Origin of the sequence: Riemerella anatipestifer (assembly GCF_035666175.1) — a bacterium.
In the GTDB taxonomy this organism is placed as follows: Bacteria; Bacteroidota; Bacteroidia; order Flavobacteriales; family Weeksellaceae; genus Riemerella; species Riemerella anatipestifer_D.
Map to the genome: position 1 here is coordinate 2,204,737 of NZ_CP142016.1, position 13,540 is coordinate 2,218,276.

Sequence of the window (13,540 nt, forward strand, 5' to 3'; positions counted from 1 at the left end):
CATGAAACATCTCCGCATAAGAGAAATATTGGTTTTATTATATAGAGTTTTACTGGTATTTATTTTCTTTCAAATTGCTAGATTTCTATTCTGGATTTTCAATAAAGATTTAATAAAAATCGATAGCTTGTCCCAATACTTTAAATTGGCATATTACGGTACCGCGTTTGATACTACGGCAATATTGTATGTTAATTCGTTATTTATACTATTAAGTCTTATTCCACTCACTATCAATACTAGAAGAGGATATCAAAAATTACTCTTTTGGGTATATTTTGTTACCAATGGTATTGCTTATTCTATGAATTTTGGCGACTTTATCTATTACCGGTTTAGTCAATCTAGACTAACCTCTGCTGTGCTAGATGTGGTAGAACACGAGTCTAATATTTTAAAAGTATTTGGTGTTTCATTAATAGAAAATCCTTTAATTCCTTTATTGTTTGTTACTCTATTAACGGAGTGGGTTTGGCTTTACAAAAAGGTAAGTATATCTTACCAAAAACCTCGAAAGTTACTACCTTATTTTATAGGCTCTGTGGTAATTTTGTGTATAGTGGCTACACTTACGGTAGGTGGTATAAGAGGCGATTTTAAACATAGTACCCGACCTATCAACTTGGTAGATGCTAATAGACATACAGAGAATCCAATTCATGCTAATGTTGTGCTTAATAGTACCTTTTCGTTTTTGAGAACTTTAGGTTCTAACAATTTTAAAGAGGTTCATTTCGTGGAGGAAAAATTTATTAAAGAGCACATAAAACCTTATAAATTATACCAAAGAGATGTGCCTAAAGAAAGACCAAATATTGTGATTTTTATTGTAGAAAGTTTTGGTAAAGAATATTCTGGTGCATTTAATAGTTCTAGTAAAATCAAAGACTATGTTTCGTACACTCCTTTTATAGATAGCTTAGCTAAAGGAAGTCTTATTTTTACTAATGCTTTCGCTAACGGAAGGCAATCTATACACGGTATGAGTAGTATTTTGGCAGGTATCCCAAGTTTGAAAGATGCTTTTACAAGCTCTCCATATTCTAATCAAAAAATACAATCTATTGTATCTGTGTGTAATGAATTGGGATATGATACTTCCTTCTATCATGGAGCTCCTAATGGTTCCATGGGCTTTTTGGGATTTGGGAATATTCTTGGGTTTCAAAAATATTATGGCAAAACCGAATATAATAATGATGATGACTTTGATGGTATGTGGGCAATTTGGGACGAACCTTTTTTACAGTATTTCGCTAAAAATGTGTGTCAAAAAAGTCTAGAAAAACCTTTTATGGCAACCGTATTCACGGCATCGTCTCATCACCCTTTTAAAATCCCTGAAAAATACAACGGAAAATTTAAAAAAGGGCATATCCCAATGCACGAACCTATACAATACACCGATTATGCTATAAAAAAATACTTTGAAACGTCTAAAAAACAGCCTTGGTTTCAAAATACCATTTTTGTAATTACGGGAGACCATACCAATCAGCCTTTTTATCCAGAGTACGAAAAGGCAATGAACCGCTTTGCACTTCCTCTCATTTTCTATTCTCCTAACCCTAAATATAATCTCAGAGGAATAGATGAAAGGTTGGCACAACAGTCTGATATCTACCCTACATTAGCCGATATAATAGCTTATAACAAGCCTATAAGAAGTTGGGGAAGGAGTTTAGTTTCTCCTAAAAATGAAGAAGCTATTATTATAAATTCGGACGGAATACAAGAACAATTTATCATTGGTAATTATATTTACCTTTTTAATGGTAAAGACATTATAGGTGTTTATAATAAAACTGATTTAGGTTTAGGGAATAACCTTATAAAAAGCATCAATAAACCCGAGGTGGATTATGGCAAAAAACTCTGTATGGCGTGGTATCAAGACTATATGTATAGGGTTATCAACAGAAAGTTAAATTAAACAGCGTTTAATTTTTTTTAATAATCTAAAACATTGTTTTATAAATGTAAAAATGGTGTGGTATATTGTTTGTTTAATTAAATTTTATATCTTTAACCCATATTTAAATTTAATAAAGCTATGAAAAAATTAATGTTTGCCACTATGGCTCTAATGTTTAGTGTGATGTCTTATGCTCAAATAGAAGGAAAATGGAAAACTATTGATGATGAAACAGGGCAAGCTAAATCTATTGTAGAAATTTTCAAGAAGTCTGACGGAAAATACTATGGCAAAGTAGTACAGCTACTTATTAAGCCTGCTGACCCTAACTGCTCTTTGTGTAAAGACGATAGAAAAGGAAAACCTATTTTGGGAATGGAAGTGATTAGAGGCATCAAAAAAGATGGTAATACCTTTGATGGAGGAACTATTACTAACCCTAAAAACGGTAAGGTTTACAAATGTTCTATCGAAAGGGAAGGTAATAAGTTAAATGTAAGAGGTTATATAGGTATCTCTATAGCTGGACGTACCCAAGTTTGGCATAAAGTAGATTAAAAAAGATAAATAGATGTAAAATAAAAACAGAGAGGATTCCTCTCTGTTTTATTTTTTATATGATTGTAATTTGAAAAACTCGTTGTGCATTTTAAATAATACTGATTTTTAGATGATTTAATTTTCTTTGGAAGATAAATTTATTGATATATTGAATAACCGTTGCGGCGGTTATTTTACTGATTATCCTTGTTTTAAAGCCTTCAAAAGTTTTAGCATAGTTTCTTTTAATCATAAATTGGTCGCAAAGTTGAGAGAAAAATGTCTCAATTCGTTTTCGCTTTTTCTTGTACAATGAAAATTGAGGAATATAATCTTTCTGATTACTTCTCATTGGTGTATCTAATTTAATATTAGCATAGTTAAATAAATCTATTTGAACTTTTGCTGATAAATAGCCTCTATCTCCAATTAAAGTACAGTTTCGCATTTGCTCACCAATATCTTTTAAATAGTGGATGTCGTGAACGGATGCAGGGCTTATATCAAAATTCTTAATCACACCATTTAAAGAACATACTGCGTGTAGTTTATAGCCATAGAAATATAATTTCTGTGAAGCACAATAACCATATGTTGGTGAAGAATAGGATTGCTCTTTACAAATTTTTGAACGAGTAGAACGAGCATTTTCACAAACTTTCATTGGCATGCTATCAACGATAAAAATATCTTCAAACTCATTGAACTCCATCGAAATACGCTGTCTAATTTGCTCTGTTTGTAGGGATAGTCTTCGTTTTCGCTTATTGTAAACACTTCTTTCAATTTTGTTTATCAGAGAGTTTGGCAATTTTCTAAATAACTGTAATTCGCTATCAATACTCAAGTATTCAGCAGTAATATTAAGACTTATGACTTCTAAATCGCTCATTTTAGGTGTTCTTCTCTGATAACTAATCAGTTGATTTTCTGAAAAAAGTCCTAAAACTTCCAAAATTCTTTCATATATTTGCTCTAAGTTGTTCATTTATATCGTTTTATAGCAAAAACAATATACTTATTTTCAGTCTAATAAACAACTCTTGTTTTTTTCATTTCATAATGCACAACGGGTAAATAATAATACTTACATAAACGGAAGTGGTGATGTTACATCATTATTTCTGATAGGTAAAGGATATAATAAAATCGGAATCAAAAACTCTAAGTTTTTGATTCCGATTTGTTTTAATTGGTTATCTTTAGTTATTACTTTATTACCTCCACTCTTCAGGAATATCACATATAGGGATTGGGTTCATTTTGTGTTGAGCTGCTTTGTGCATTCGGTCAAATATGGTATAGACTTCTCGGTCTCTTCCTGTGTAATCTTCTAGGGTTTTGGTAGGGTATTCTTTCTGTATTTTTTCAAGTTCTGGGTAGGTAGCTCCTATTTGTTGCTCATCGGTTCTGTCTGTATCCCAAAGCCCATCGGTAGGAATTGCCTCTTGGATACTTTTCACGAGATTCAAGGCTTTAGAAAGGTGGTAAACCTCCGTTTTGTAAAGGTCAGCGATTGGAGAAACATCTACGCCACCATCGCCATATTTGGTGTAGAAACCAATCCCAAAATCTTCCACCTTGTTGCCTGTACCACACACGAGGAGTCCGTTAATTTGTCCGTAATAGTAGAGCGTAAGCATTCTTAATCTACTTCTGGTATTAGCAAAAGCCAATTTTTCGTTAGGGTAGAGGTCATCTTGGACATTAAAGGTCTTATAAAGCTCCTCAAAAGCAGGAGTGAGGTTTACGCTCATTGTTTCCACATTATCAGGAAAGCGTTTTTTGAGGTCTTCTATATGTTCCCACGCACGGCTCACTTGGTCTTGCTGTTGTCTAATGGGCATTTCTAGTAGTAGGGTTTTAAGTCCCGTCATCGCACATAGTGTAGAAACTACTCCAGAATCTACACCGCCAGAAACTCCCACCACATAGCCTTTTGCATTAGCTTTTTGGGCGTAATCTTTTAACCAATTTACAATGTGCTGAATTACTTTATCTGTTTGCATAGCTTTTTGTGGTATTTAAAATTAGAAGCGTAAAAATACAGAAGTTTTTGGATTATGGACTAAAATAAGCGTTTAAAAATGATTACTTTTGCGACTTAGAAAAATCTTTAGAACAATGATGAAACACATTAGTTGGTTAATCCTATTACTTGGAGTGTTAGTTTCTTGCCAAAAGGAAGACAAAGGCTGGAATATAGACCTCAAGGCACCTTTACCTAAGGTAAAAACCGTAGATATTTCTCATCAGTTTTACGATGAAAATTACTCTTTGGAAGATTTTAAGAAGGAATACCCTTGGTTTCAAGGGACGGTTTCCGATGAAGATTTTATGCTAAGAAGAAAAGACACCTTGGAGATAAACATCTACAAAGAAGCCCTCAAAAAAGTGAATGTGCCAGAGTTAGAAAAAGGTTTGAGCGAACTCTTTGCACGCGTGCAGCACTATTTTCCTCAATTCAAAACGCCTGTGGTTTACCTTTATTCTTCTGCTGTGCAAGACGTGGAAGTTCCCGTCTTTTATCACGCCGAAAAAAATTGGCTCTTTATAGATATTGCCGCCTTTATGGGGGAGGGCAACCGCTATTATATAGGGGTTAATCAGTATTTACAAGTTTCTATGAACCCTCAAAACTTATTACCTAAAGCTGCTTTAGCGTTGTCGGAACACATCGTGCCGATGGATAGGAGCGAACAAAAATTCATAGACAAAATGATGTACGAAGGAAAACTAATGCTTTTACAAGACGCTCTGTTACCCAACACAGCCGATTATTTAAAGATAGGCTACACACCTAAACAATACGAGTGGGCGACTCAAAACAAAAGTAACATTTGGAACTTTTTTGTAGAAAACGATTTGTTGTTTAGCGACGATATGCAGCTTTCGGGGAGATTTTTAGCACCCGCACCATTCTCTAAGTTTTATACAGAAGTAGATAACGAGTCTTCGCCTAGAGTGGGCGTTTATACAGGGTGGGAGATTGGCAGAAAGTTCTTTAAAGAAAAGCCAGAAACACCACTTCCTCAATTCTTGAATATGAAGGGCGAGGAGATTTTTAACCAATCCAAATATCAAGGTAAGTAGCATACAATTAAAAAAAATTAAAGATAGATTATGAGAAAAACACAGATAACAGTAAATGTAGAGCTAGACGAAAACCATATTCCAGAGAAAATGACTTGGCACGCCCAAGATGGCGGGATAGAAGCTCAAGAAACCAAAGCCACAATGATTTCTGTTTGGGACGACAAAACGATGGAAGCACTTAGAATAGACCTCTGGACTAAAGATATGCCCGTGGATCATATGAAACGTTTTTTCCACCAGATATTAGTTTCTTTGGGGCACACTTACCAGAGAGCTACAGGGGAAGACGATGTTGCCCAATGGCTAGAAGAGAAAGCGGAAGAATTTGCCGTAAAATCAGCCATTAAAATGTAGCGTTTTAAAAAATTAACCCAATGCAAGAGATAGTAGAAGTTTTAAAGTCTGGGGGAACAGTGCTTTACCCTACGGACACCATTTGGGGGCTAGGTTGCGACGCCACAAACCCAGAAGCCATACAAAAGATTTACAAAATCAAAAAAAGAGAGCCACATAAATCCCTCATTATTTTGGTGGATACCGAAAAAAGACTGCAAGATTTGGTAGAAGTACCAGAAATGGCGTGGGAAATTATAGACCTTAGCGAAAAACCCGTTACGATAATCTACGATGCTCCCAAAGGCTTACCCAAAGAACTCTTGGCAGAGGACGGCAGCATAGGAATTAGGCTCGTAAAAGACGCTTTTTGTCAAAAACTCATTGGTAAGCTCAACGCCCCTTTGGTTTCCACATCGGCGAACTTTAGTGGAGATAAAAGTCCGATGCAATTTTCGGATATTAGCCCCGAACTCATAAACGCCGTAGATATTGTGGTAGAAGAACAAAAGGATAAAGTGTCTCAATGGGCGGGGTCTTCGGTCATTAGAATATGGAAAGACAACAGAATAAAAGTCTTGAGAGAGTAAGCCATTTACACAATAATTAAAAAAATCCCGTCGCTTCTAAAAAAGCATAAAAAAACTTATAAGAGCCCTTTTTCAATCCCAAAACGCCAACCTTTAGGGGTTAATAAAAAATAATGCTTCAGTTTTTAACCTAAAAGTACCTTAGGCGTTAGAAAAAAGTCGTGTAGGAACACAAAAATGGACTGTAAGAATATAAAAACGACGGTGAGGAATAGAAGAATGGCAGTGAGGAACACAAAAACGGCTTTGAGGAATAGAAGAATGAACAGTTTTTGTCTATAAAATTGATAATAATTCAAAAAAATAATTTGTAGGAAGATAAAAACCACTCATATAAGTAGAAAAAACAGAAAATAAAAAGGGCTATCGTCGTTCCAAAAAAGTTTTAAAACATAAGATTCTATATCAATTTTAGCTTTTTCTCACTATAATATTCAAAAAAATACACTCCAAAATTTTTTTTACGAAATTAAAATTCTATATTTGTCCCATCATTAGAGAAAGTATGATTTTAACAAACCAAATAGCGAAAAGTATGTGCTACACTGCAAGTTTAGATAGGCAGTGTGTGCGTTTCGTTGTATAGTTGAGTAAGATATAACATAGAATTATTAGAAAGTCACTGCCAAAATAGGTAGTGGCTTTTTTTTTTAATGGAAAAATAAAAATTATGGATACTAGCAATAGTCGGTTGGTGGAGATACTCTACTCACAAAGTAGGCAGATAAAACATTACGTAAACAAACAGCGTATCGAAGATTTTGCCGAGCGTATATTTCGCTTTTTATTTCTTACGGAAGAAGATATATGCTTCTCAAGGCTTAGCCTTGAAGCCCATTATGGGCAATTAAAAAACGAATTTGAAGCCATTATTACAGCCTTTTGTGGAGAAAAAGAAAGGAATATAGAGGTAGAACATTTTTTTGAAGAAATATTACCAGAGGTTTACCAAAAATTGATGAAAGATGCCCATTATTTTGCTTCTAACGACCCTGCAGCGACTTCCGTTAGAGAAGTACAGGTTACCTATCCTGGTTTTTTTGCCATAGCAATATACCGTTTGGCTCGTGAGCTGTGGCTGCAAGGAGTCCCATTACTACCTCGTATCTTAACCGAATATGCGCACAGCCGTACGGGGATAGACATTCACCCTGGAGCCCAAATAGGAGAGAATTTTATGATTGACCACGGCACAGGAATCGTAATAGGAGAAACCACCATCATAGGGAACAGGGTTAAGATATACCAAGGCGTAACATTGGGGGCGCTTTCCGTTTCCCTTGATAAGGCGAACACCAAAAGGCACCCCACGATTGAAGATGAAGTAGTCATCTATTCGGGAGCTACCATACTCGGTGGCGATACTGTTGTGGGGCATCATAGTATCGTGGGAGGCAACGTATGGCTTACCCACAGTATTGAACCCTACACCAAAGTCTTTCATAAAAGCCAAATTATCGTAAAAGGCATTGAGGTAGTAGAAACCCCTATCATTAACTATGTAATATAAATACTAATAAATCACCTTAAAATAAATACAATTATGGCGTACACAAACATTCTTCAGACGATTGGGAATACACCCGAAGTCAAAATCAACCGTTTATTCGGGGAACACTCAAGTGTCTACATCAAACTGGAGCGAAATAACCCTGGAGGAAGCATCAAAGACCGTATCGCTCTAGCGATGATTGAAGATGCAGAGAGTAAAGGTATCATTACCAAAGACACCATTATCGTAGAACCAACCTCTGGGAATACAGGGGTAGGGCTGGCGTTGGTAGCTGCAGTAAAAGGCTATAAACTGATATTAGTAATGCCTGAATCTATGAGTATTGAGCGTCGTCGTCTAATGGCGGCATACGGGGCAGAGCTAGTGCTAACCCCTAAAGAAAAAGGAATGTCTGGAGCTATTGCAAAGGCGAAAGAATTGGCAGACGAGAATCCCAATTATTGGATACCACAGCAATTCCAAAACCCAGCAAATCCATTAGTTCATACCAAAACAACAGCTCAAGAGATACTAAAATCTTTTCCAGAGGGACTAGATTTCTTGGTTACGGGAGTGGGGACTGGAGGGCATATATCAGGTGTGTCAAAGATATTAAAAGAGCATTTTCCTAACCTAAAAGTATATGCAGTAGAACCTGAAGCATCTCCTGTACTTAGTGGAGGTGAGCCAGGACCGCACCCTATACAAGGTATCGGGGCAGGATTTGTGCCAGATACTTATCAAGGGCAATATGTAGATGGGGTTCTAAAGGTTTCTAAAGAAGAAGCATTTCATTATGCCCAGCAGTTAGCAAAATTAGAAGGAATATTAGGAGGTATATCTACAGGAGCGTCTTTGGCAGCTGTTGCACAACTACTTAAGTCAGTTCCTAAAGAAAGTAGAATATTAACCTTTAATTATGATACAGGAGAGCGTTATTGGTCTGTTGAAGGCTTATTTTAGCTGATGTTGTAATACGAAGTTAAAAAAATAAACAGAACAATTAGGATTGAGTAATCAGTTTAATTGTATTAAAAAGCCACTTTAATAGATAAGTGGCTTTTTATTTTCTCAAAATACAATGATTTTATTAAGTATTATAGCTTTTTTACCTTAATAGACTAAACACTGCCACGCTTCTTCTATTTTTGCTTCGGTAAGTAGGCGTTGAGCCTTTAGATGAGTGGCTTCATCATCGGTATAGCTGCCTTTGGGCAGTCGTTCCACATTAGCGAGCATTCCCAAATCATTCCCTGTAAATACTTTACTGTTTTTTATTTCACAAGGCAGTTGGTCTATGCCAATCCCTTTAGTTACTAGGGGTTTTGGCACTTCAAACAGGTTGTCCGTATTGTTTCTAGAATACCAGTTGCCTCCTAATCTCGCCACTAGGTCTAGTTTGGCTTGGTCTAGTGTGCCGTTTTCGTTTAGATATTCCTCTCGGATATGTATTTTAACCACTTCCGAAATCACCAAATTTCCTGCACCACCTTCTGTGCCTAGAGGTTTTACTTCTAAGACCTTACATTCTAGGTTTACGGGGCATTCTTCTATGAGTTTGGGGGCAATTAGGTCGGCATCTTTCATTGTAAACCCCGCTTTCACAAATTCATTGATGCTTTTATCGTATTCCGTAGAAGAAAGAGACATTTGTTGCACGATGGGGTAGTTTACGATACCGATATTAACTTCAGGAACTTGTAATACATTCTCTAAAGTATCTTTAGTGCTGTTATCCCTTACTCTTCTAGAGGGAGAAAAAATCACAATAGGCGGATTAGAACTAAAAAGATTAAAGAAACTGAAAGGCGAAAGATTGATGTTGCCGTTTTGGTCTATGGTAGAAGCCAAAGCAATGGGTCTAGGAGCAATGGCGTATTGCAGTAGCATCTGAACCTCGAACGGAGGAAGTTCTTTTGGATTGATGGATTTCATTTACTTTGATTTAAAGCGTAAAAATACAAACTCTAAATGAAATTAACCATAACCGAGCCCGATTGATGATAGAAAAAATCACTTTCTTCAAATTCAATATTAGTTTTACCTTTGAGGGTATCAAAGACTAACTTTTGCAAAACGCCATCTCCAATGCCGTGAACTATTTCCAATTTTTTTATCTTATTGAGTTTACAAAAGTCTAGGGTTTCCTCTAGTTTTTGTTTTTGGATAAATAGTCGTTCAAAACTATCGTAATGGTCAGGGTTGTTTACCAATTGGTCAAAATGAAGGTCTAATATCAAATGCTGATTTTTCTTTCTAGGAGGTCTAGAGGTTTGATTGGCTTCTTGTTTTCGTACAATAGGCGTTTGTTCATACAGAGAGGCATCTCTTAAAGTGAGCAAATGTTTAGGATAGCGATGGGTAAAATGGTATTCGTCTCGGAAAACTACCTCGTTGCCGTGTATAGAAGTAACGATGCCCCACAAGTCATCATCAATTACAGAAACATTATCTCCTATTTTCATCTTTTACCGAGTTCTATCACTTCCAAATCTTTGATTTCTGCTCCATCAATCTTAAAACGTATCATAGTTCGCACTTGGTGCCACCCTTGAGTACCTGCGGCTCCAGGGTTGAGGTGTAGGAGCTGGTGTTTTTGGTCGTACATCGCTTTTAGAATATGCGAATGCCCACTAATGAATAGTTGAGGTGTTTTTTCTAGAATTTCTTTTCTCGCTAGAGGGCTATATCTGTTAGGGTAACCACCAATGTGAATCATCAGAACTTCTACTTCTTCACATTTAAACCTTAATACTTCAGGGAAAATCTTTCTTATTTCGGTACCATCTATGTTGCCATAAACTCCCTTTAGAGGTTTTGTTTTTTCTAGAGTTTCCACCACCTCCATATTTCCAAAATCGCCACAATGCCAAATTTCGTCTGCATTTTTAGCATAGTCTAAAATACGCTGGTCAAGGTAAGAATGTGTATCCGAAAGAAGTAATATCTGTTTCACGGGGCTAATTTATAAGATTTCTTTTAATTATAGGGATTATAAGTCAATATATTTTCCGATTTTTGTGGTCTAAAAATAAGATACAAGTGTCAAGATATTGCATAGAATTTTCTTACAACGGCGAAAAATATTTTGGTTATCAGATACAACCTAAGCAGATTTCTGTGCAAGAAACCTTGGAGCAGGCACTTTCTACCATTTTAAGAGAAGAAATAAAAACCACAGGAGCAGGGCGTACCGATACGGGCGTACACGCAAAGAAAATGTTTGCTCATTTTGATACAGATTTAATTTTAGAAGAAGAGCTATTGCCTAAAAGGCTCAATAGTTTTTTGCCACTAGATATTTCGGTGAAACGATTGTTTAGAGTATCTGATGATTTTCACGCAAGGTTTGATGCTACTTACAGAACTTACGAATATTATATTTCGTTAGAGAAAAATCCGTTTACGCAAAATTCGGCGTGGGGCTATTGGAGGCGTCCGCTAAACTTAGAAGCGATGAACGAGGCTTGCAAAATTCTTTTTGAATATACCGATTTTACAAGTTTCTCTAAACTAAATACTGATACTAAAACCAACCTCTGCGAAATTTATAAAGCTTTTTGGGTGCAAGAGGGTACGGAGCTTAAGTTTACCATTTCTGCCAATAGATTTTTGCGAAATATGGTGAGGGCTATCGTAGGGACGATGGTGGATATAGGGAGTGGCAAAATAGCACCACAAGATTTAAGAAAGGTAATCGAAACCAAAGAGAGAAATGCTGCAGGGACTTCGGCTCCTGCACAAGGTTTATTTTTGGTAGATGTAGGGTATAATTGGGAGTAGATTTTTAGAAATTAAAACGGTATGAAGAAACAAACTACAGGAATGCTTATTAAACGCTTATTTTTCATCGGAATGAATTTTAGGCGATGGTTTCTGTTGGCGTTATTGGTATCTATTATCTTGGCGGTGGTTTCTACCTATCGTCCTATTCTCACCAAAAACATTGTTGACCACGATATTATGCAGCTGAAAAGCACTACGCTTTTGATGCAGAGTATCTATTGGTTAGTTGGTTTGGTGATTGCGGAGACTATTCTTAATTTTTTGTTGGTGTTTTTATCCAATTATATTTCTCAAAATGTGATGAGAGATATAAGAGAAAAACTCTACCATAAACTGATTTATTTCAAGACTTCATTTTTTGATAAAACGGCTATTGGGCAATTAGTTACTCGTGCAGTGGGAGATGTAGAAACCATAGCAACGGTCTATACAGATGGCTTTCTAATGGTCTTTGGAGATGTGTTAAGAATAGTGATGGTGCTGGTAGCGATGTTTAATGTGAATGTTCAGTTGAGTTTTGTGGCGTTAGCGATATTGCCAATTATGGTACTCATCACTCGCTTTTTTCAAAAGAAACTCAAACAATCGTTTGGTGATGAAAGACAATGGACGGCTACGCAAAATTCATTTGTACAAGAAAGGCTTTCGGGTATGTCTATTATTCAAGTATTTAATAGGCAAGATGCCGAGTTTGAAAAGTTTGAATCCATCAATGCAAGTCTTAAAAAAGCATTACTAAAGACAGTATTTTATTTTTCCTTGTTCTTCCCTGTGGTAGAACTTATTACTTCATTGTTCATTGGGCTTATTTTGTTCTATGCGGGTTATAATGCTTTGTATAATCAAAATGCTACGCCTGGGGAAGTGATAGCGTTTATACAGTTTGTAAATATGCTGATAAGACCGCTACGCCAAATTGCCGACCGTTTTAACAATATCCAAAGAGGGTTGGTAGGAGCAGAGAGGGTTTTGGGTATTATGGATCAAGACGAAGCAATGCCTAATGAAGGGAAAGAAATCATTACAGATATTAAAGGAGAGATAGACTTTAAGGCGGTGCGTTTCTCTTATGATGATAAACAGGAAGTGCTTAAAGGGATTGATTTTAAAGTAAATCAAGGAGAAACTGTGGCGATTGTAGGAGCTACAGGGGCAGGGAAATCTACTATCATCAATCTTATTACTCGTTTTTATGATGTAAGTTCTGGGCAAATTTTACTAGATGGCAAAGACCTTAGAGATTATGATTTGTATAGTTTAAGACAACATATAGGAGTAGTATTGCAAGATGTTTTCTTGTTTCACGGAAGCATTTACGAAAATTTAACCTTCGGAGACGAAACCATTACTCTGGAGCAGATTAAAACCATAGCAAAAGAAATAGAGGTGGACGATTTTATAGAAAGTTTGCCTAATGGCTATCATTATGTGGTAAATGAGCGAGGAGCGTCTATTTCTTTGGGGCAACGCCAACTACTTTCTTTTTTAAGGGCGTATCTTTCTAATCCTAAAATTCTTATTCTTGATGAAGCCACTTCTTCCATAGACCACGAAAGTGAAAAATTGATTCAAAAAGCTACGGAGAAAATTACTAAAAATAGAACTTCTATTATCATTGCTCACAGGCTTTCTACCATAGAGAAGGCGGACAAAATTCTAGTAATGGATAAAGGTAAAATAGTAGAAGAAGGGACACATCAGGAATTGTTGGCTCTCAATGGTTATTATGCTTTGTTGTACCAATCTCAACTTGGGACGAAGAAAGAATAGTTATTTTTGTACATTTGT

At 36.1% G+C, this 13,540-nt stretch carries 14 protein-coding genes; 9 read left to right on the plus strand and 5 right to left on the minus strand.

Annotation, left to right across the window (positions count from 1 at the left end; genetic code table 11):
- Position 1 precedes the first annotated feature (1 nt).
- A complete protein-coding gene (locus tag VIX88_RS11070; RefSeq protein ID WP_064971199.1) occupies positions 2 to 1,933 on the plus strand; it encodes an LTA synthase family protein in 1,932 nt (643 codons plus the stop codon).
- Between the two features lie 120 nt (positions 1,934 to 2,053).
- Entirely contained in the window at positions 2,054 to 2,473 is a 420-nt protein-coding gene (locus VIX88_RS11075; RefSeq protein WP_038693982.1) for a DUF2147 domain-containing protein, read from the plus strand.
- Between the two features lie 91 nt (positions 2,474 to 2,564).
- On the opposite strand, the gene VIX88_RS11080 is transcribed toward VIX88_RS11075, so the two are convergent.
- Both VIX88_RS11080 and nadE read right to left on the minus strand, forming a co-directional pair.
- Entirely contained in the window at positions 2,565 to 3,443 is an 879-nt protein-coding gene (locus VIX88_RS11080; RefSeq protein WP_004918508.1) for an IS982-like element ISRa1 family transposase, read from the minus strand.
- Positions 3,444 to 3,672: 229 nt separating this feature from the next.
- Positions 3,673 to 4,464 (minus strand): NAD(+) synthase, encoded by a 792-nt coding sequence (gene nadE, locus VIX88_RS11085; RefSeq protein ID WP_222535090.1) that lies wholly within the window; start codon positions 4,462 to 4,464, stop codon positions 3,673 to 3,675.
- A gap of 115 nt (positions 4,465 to 4,579) precedes the next feature.
- Between nadE and VIX88_RS11090 the strand changes: the two genes are divergently transcribed.
- The 5 genes from VIX88_RS11090 to cysK all read left to right on the plus strand — a co-directional run bounded on the left by VIX88_RS11090 (position 4,580) and on the right by cysK (position 8,929).
- Complete coding sequence (locus VIX88_RS11090; RefSeq protein ID WP_161399249.1) at positions 4,580 to 5,548, plus strand: gliding motility protein GldB; 969 nt, start codon at positions 4,580 to 4,582, stop codon at positions 5,546 to 5,548.
- Between the two features lie 30 nt (positions 5,549 to 5,578).
- Complete coding sequence (gldC, locus tag VIX88_RS11095; RefSeq protein ID WP_004919606.1) at positions 5,579 to 5,905, plus strand: gliding motility protein GldC; 327 nt, start codon at positions 5,579 to 5,581, stop codon at positions 5,903 to 5,905.
- Positions 5,906 to 5,925: 20 nt separating this feature from the next.
- Complete coding sequence (locus tag VIX88_RS11100; protein ID WP_154469429.1) at positions 5,926 to 6,474, plus strand: L-threonylcarbamoyladenylate synthase; 549 nt, start codon at positions 5,926 to 5,928, stop codon at positions 6,472 to 6,474.
- A 670-nt stretch (positions 6,475 to 7,144) separates the two neighbouring features.
- Positions 7,145 to 7,984, plus strand: a complete 840-nt coding sequence (locus tag VIX88_RS11105) for a serine O-acetyltransferase (RefSeq protein ID WP_004919602.1) — start codon at positions 7,145 to 7,147, stop codon at positions 7,982 to 7,984.
- 33 nt (positions 7,985 to 8,017) lie between these two features.
- Positions 8,018 to 8,929 (plus strand): cysteine synthase A, encoded by a 912-nt coding sequence (gene cysK, locus VIX88_RS11110; protein WP_214193878.1) that lies wholly within the window; start codon positions 8,018 to 8,020, stop codon positions 8,927 to 8,929.
- A gap of 150 nt (positions 8,930 to 9,079) precedes the next feature.
- On the opposite strand, the gene VIX88_RS11115 is transcribed toward cysK, so the two are convergent.
- From VIX88_RS11115 to VIX88_RS11125, 3 genes are read right to left on the minus strand one after another with little or no spacing between them, the layout of a single operon-like run.
- Positions 9,080 to 9,901 (minus strand): flavin reductase family protein, encoded by an 822-nt coding sequence (locus tag VIX88_RS11115; RefSeq protein ID WP_214193879.1) that lies wholly within the window; start codon positions 9,899 to 9,901, stop codon positions 9,080 to 9,082.
- Positions 9,902 to 9,933: 32 nt separating this feature from the next.
- Positions 9,934 to 10,431 carry a Smr/MutS family protein gene (locus tag VIX88_RS11120; RefSeq protein ID WP_109475519.1) on the minus strand — a complete coding sequence of 166 codons (498 nt, stop codon included), beginning with the start codon at positions 10,429 to 10,431 and terminating at the stop codon, positions 9,934 to 9,936.
- On the minus strand, positions 10,428 to 10,922 hold the full coding sequence (locus VIX88_RS11125; RefSeq protein ID WP_064970104.1) for a metallophosphoesterase family protein: 495 nt from the start codon (positions 10,920 to 10,922) through the stop codon (positions 10,428 to 10,430). The genes VIX88_RS11120 and VIX88_RS11125 overlap by 4 nt, the downstream gene beginning before the upstream one ends.
- Positions 10,923 to 11,008: 86 nt before the next feature.
- Here VIX88_RS11125 and truA point away from each other — a divergent pair, with 86 nt between their 5' ends.
- The gene (truA, locus tag VIX88_RS11130; RefSeq protein ID WP_064970105.1) at positions 11,009 to 11,749 is read left to right on the plus strand and encodes a tRNA pseudouridine(38-40) synthase TruA; all 741 of its coding nucleotides are present in this window, start codon (positions 11,009 to 11,011) and stop codon (positions 11,747 to 11,749) included.
- Between the two features lie 21 nt (positions 11,750 to 11,770).
- Positions 11,771 to 13,522: an ABC transporter ATP-binding protein gene (locus VIX88_RS11135; protein WP_004919590.1), complete on the plus strand. Its 1,752-nt coding sequence runs from the start codon at positions 11,771 to 11,773 to the stop codon at positions 13,520 to 13,522.
- Positions 13,523 to 13,540: the final 18 nt, after the last annotated feature.

Bases quoted from the DNA above. Each gene is read 5' to 3' on its own strand.
- VIX88_RS11090 (WP_161399249.1), top strand. From the start codon at position 4,580: ATGATGAAACACATTAGTTGGTTAATCCTATTACTTGGAGTGTTAGTT.
- VIX88_RS11070 (WP_064971199.1), top strand. From the start codon at position 2: ATGAAACATCTCCGCATAAGAGAAATATTGGTTTTATTATATAGAGTT.
- nadE (WP_222535090.1), bottom strand. From the start codon at position 4,464: ATGCAAACAGATAAAGTAATTCAGCACATTGTAAATTGGTTAAAAGAT.
- VIX88_RS11080 (WP_004918508.1), bottom strand. From the start codon at position 3,443: ATGAACAACTTAGAGCAAATATATGAAAGAATTTTGGAAGTTTTAGGA.
- VIX88_RS11100 (WP_154469429.1), top strand. From the start codon at position 5,926: ATGCAAGAGATAGTAGAAGTTTTAAAGTCTGGGGGAACAGTGCTTTAC.
- VIX88_RS11115 (WP_214193879.1), bottom strand. From the start codon at position 9,901: ATGAAATCCATCAATCCAAAAGAACTTCCTCCGTTCGAGGTTCAGATG.
- VIX88_RS11075 (WP_038693982.1), top strand. From the start codon at position 2,054: ATGAAAAAATTAATGTTTGCCACTATGGCTCTAATGTTTAGTGTGATG.
- VIX88_RS11120 (WP_109475519.1), bottom strand. From the start codon at position 10,431: ATGAAAATAGGAGATAATGTTTCTGTAATTGATGATGACTTGTGGGGC.
- cysK (WP_214193878.1), top strand. From the start codon at position 8,018: ATGGCGTACACAAACATTCTTCAGACGATTGGGAATACACCCGAAGTC.
- VIX88_RS11105 (WP_004919602.1), top strand. From the start codon at position 7,145: ATGGATACTAGCAATAGTCGGTTGGTGGAGATACTCTACTCACAAAGT.
- VIX88_RS11135 (WP_004919590.1), top strand. From the start codon at position 11,771: ATGAAGAAACAAACTACAGGAATGCTTATTAAACGCTTATTTTTCATC.
- gldC (WP_004919606.1), top strand. From the start codon at position 5,579: ATGAGAAAAACACAGATAACAGTAAATGTAGAGCTAGACGAAAACCAT.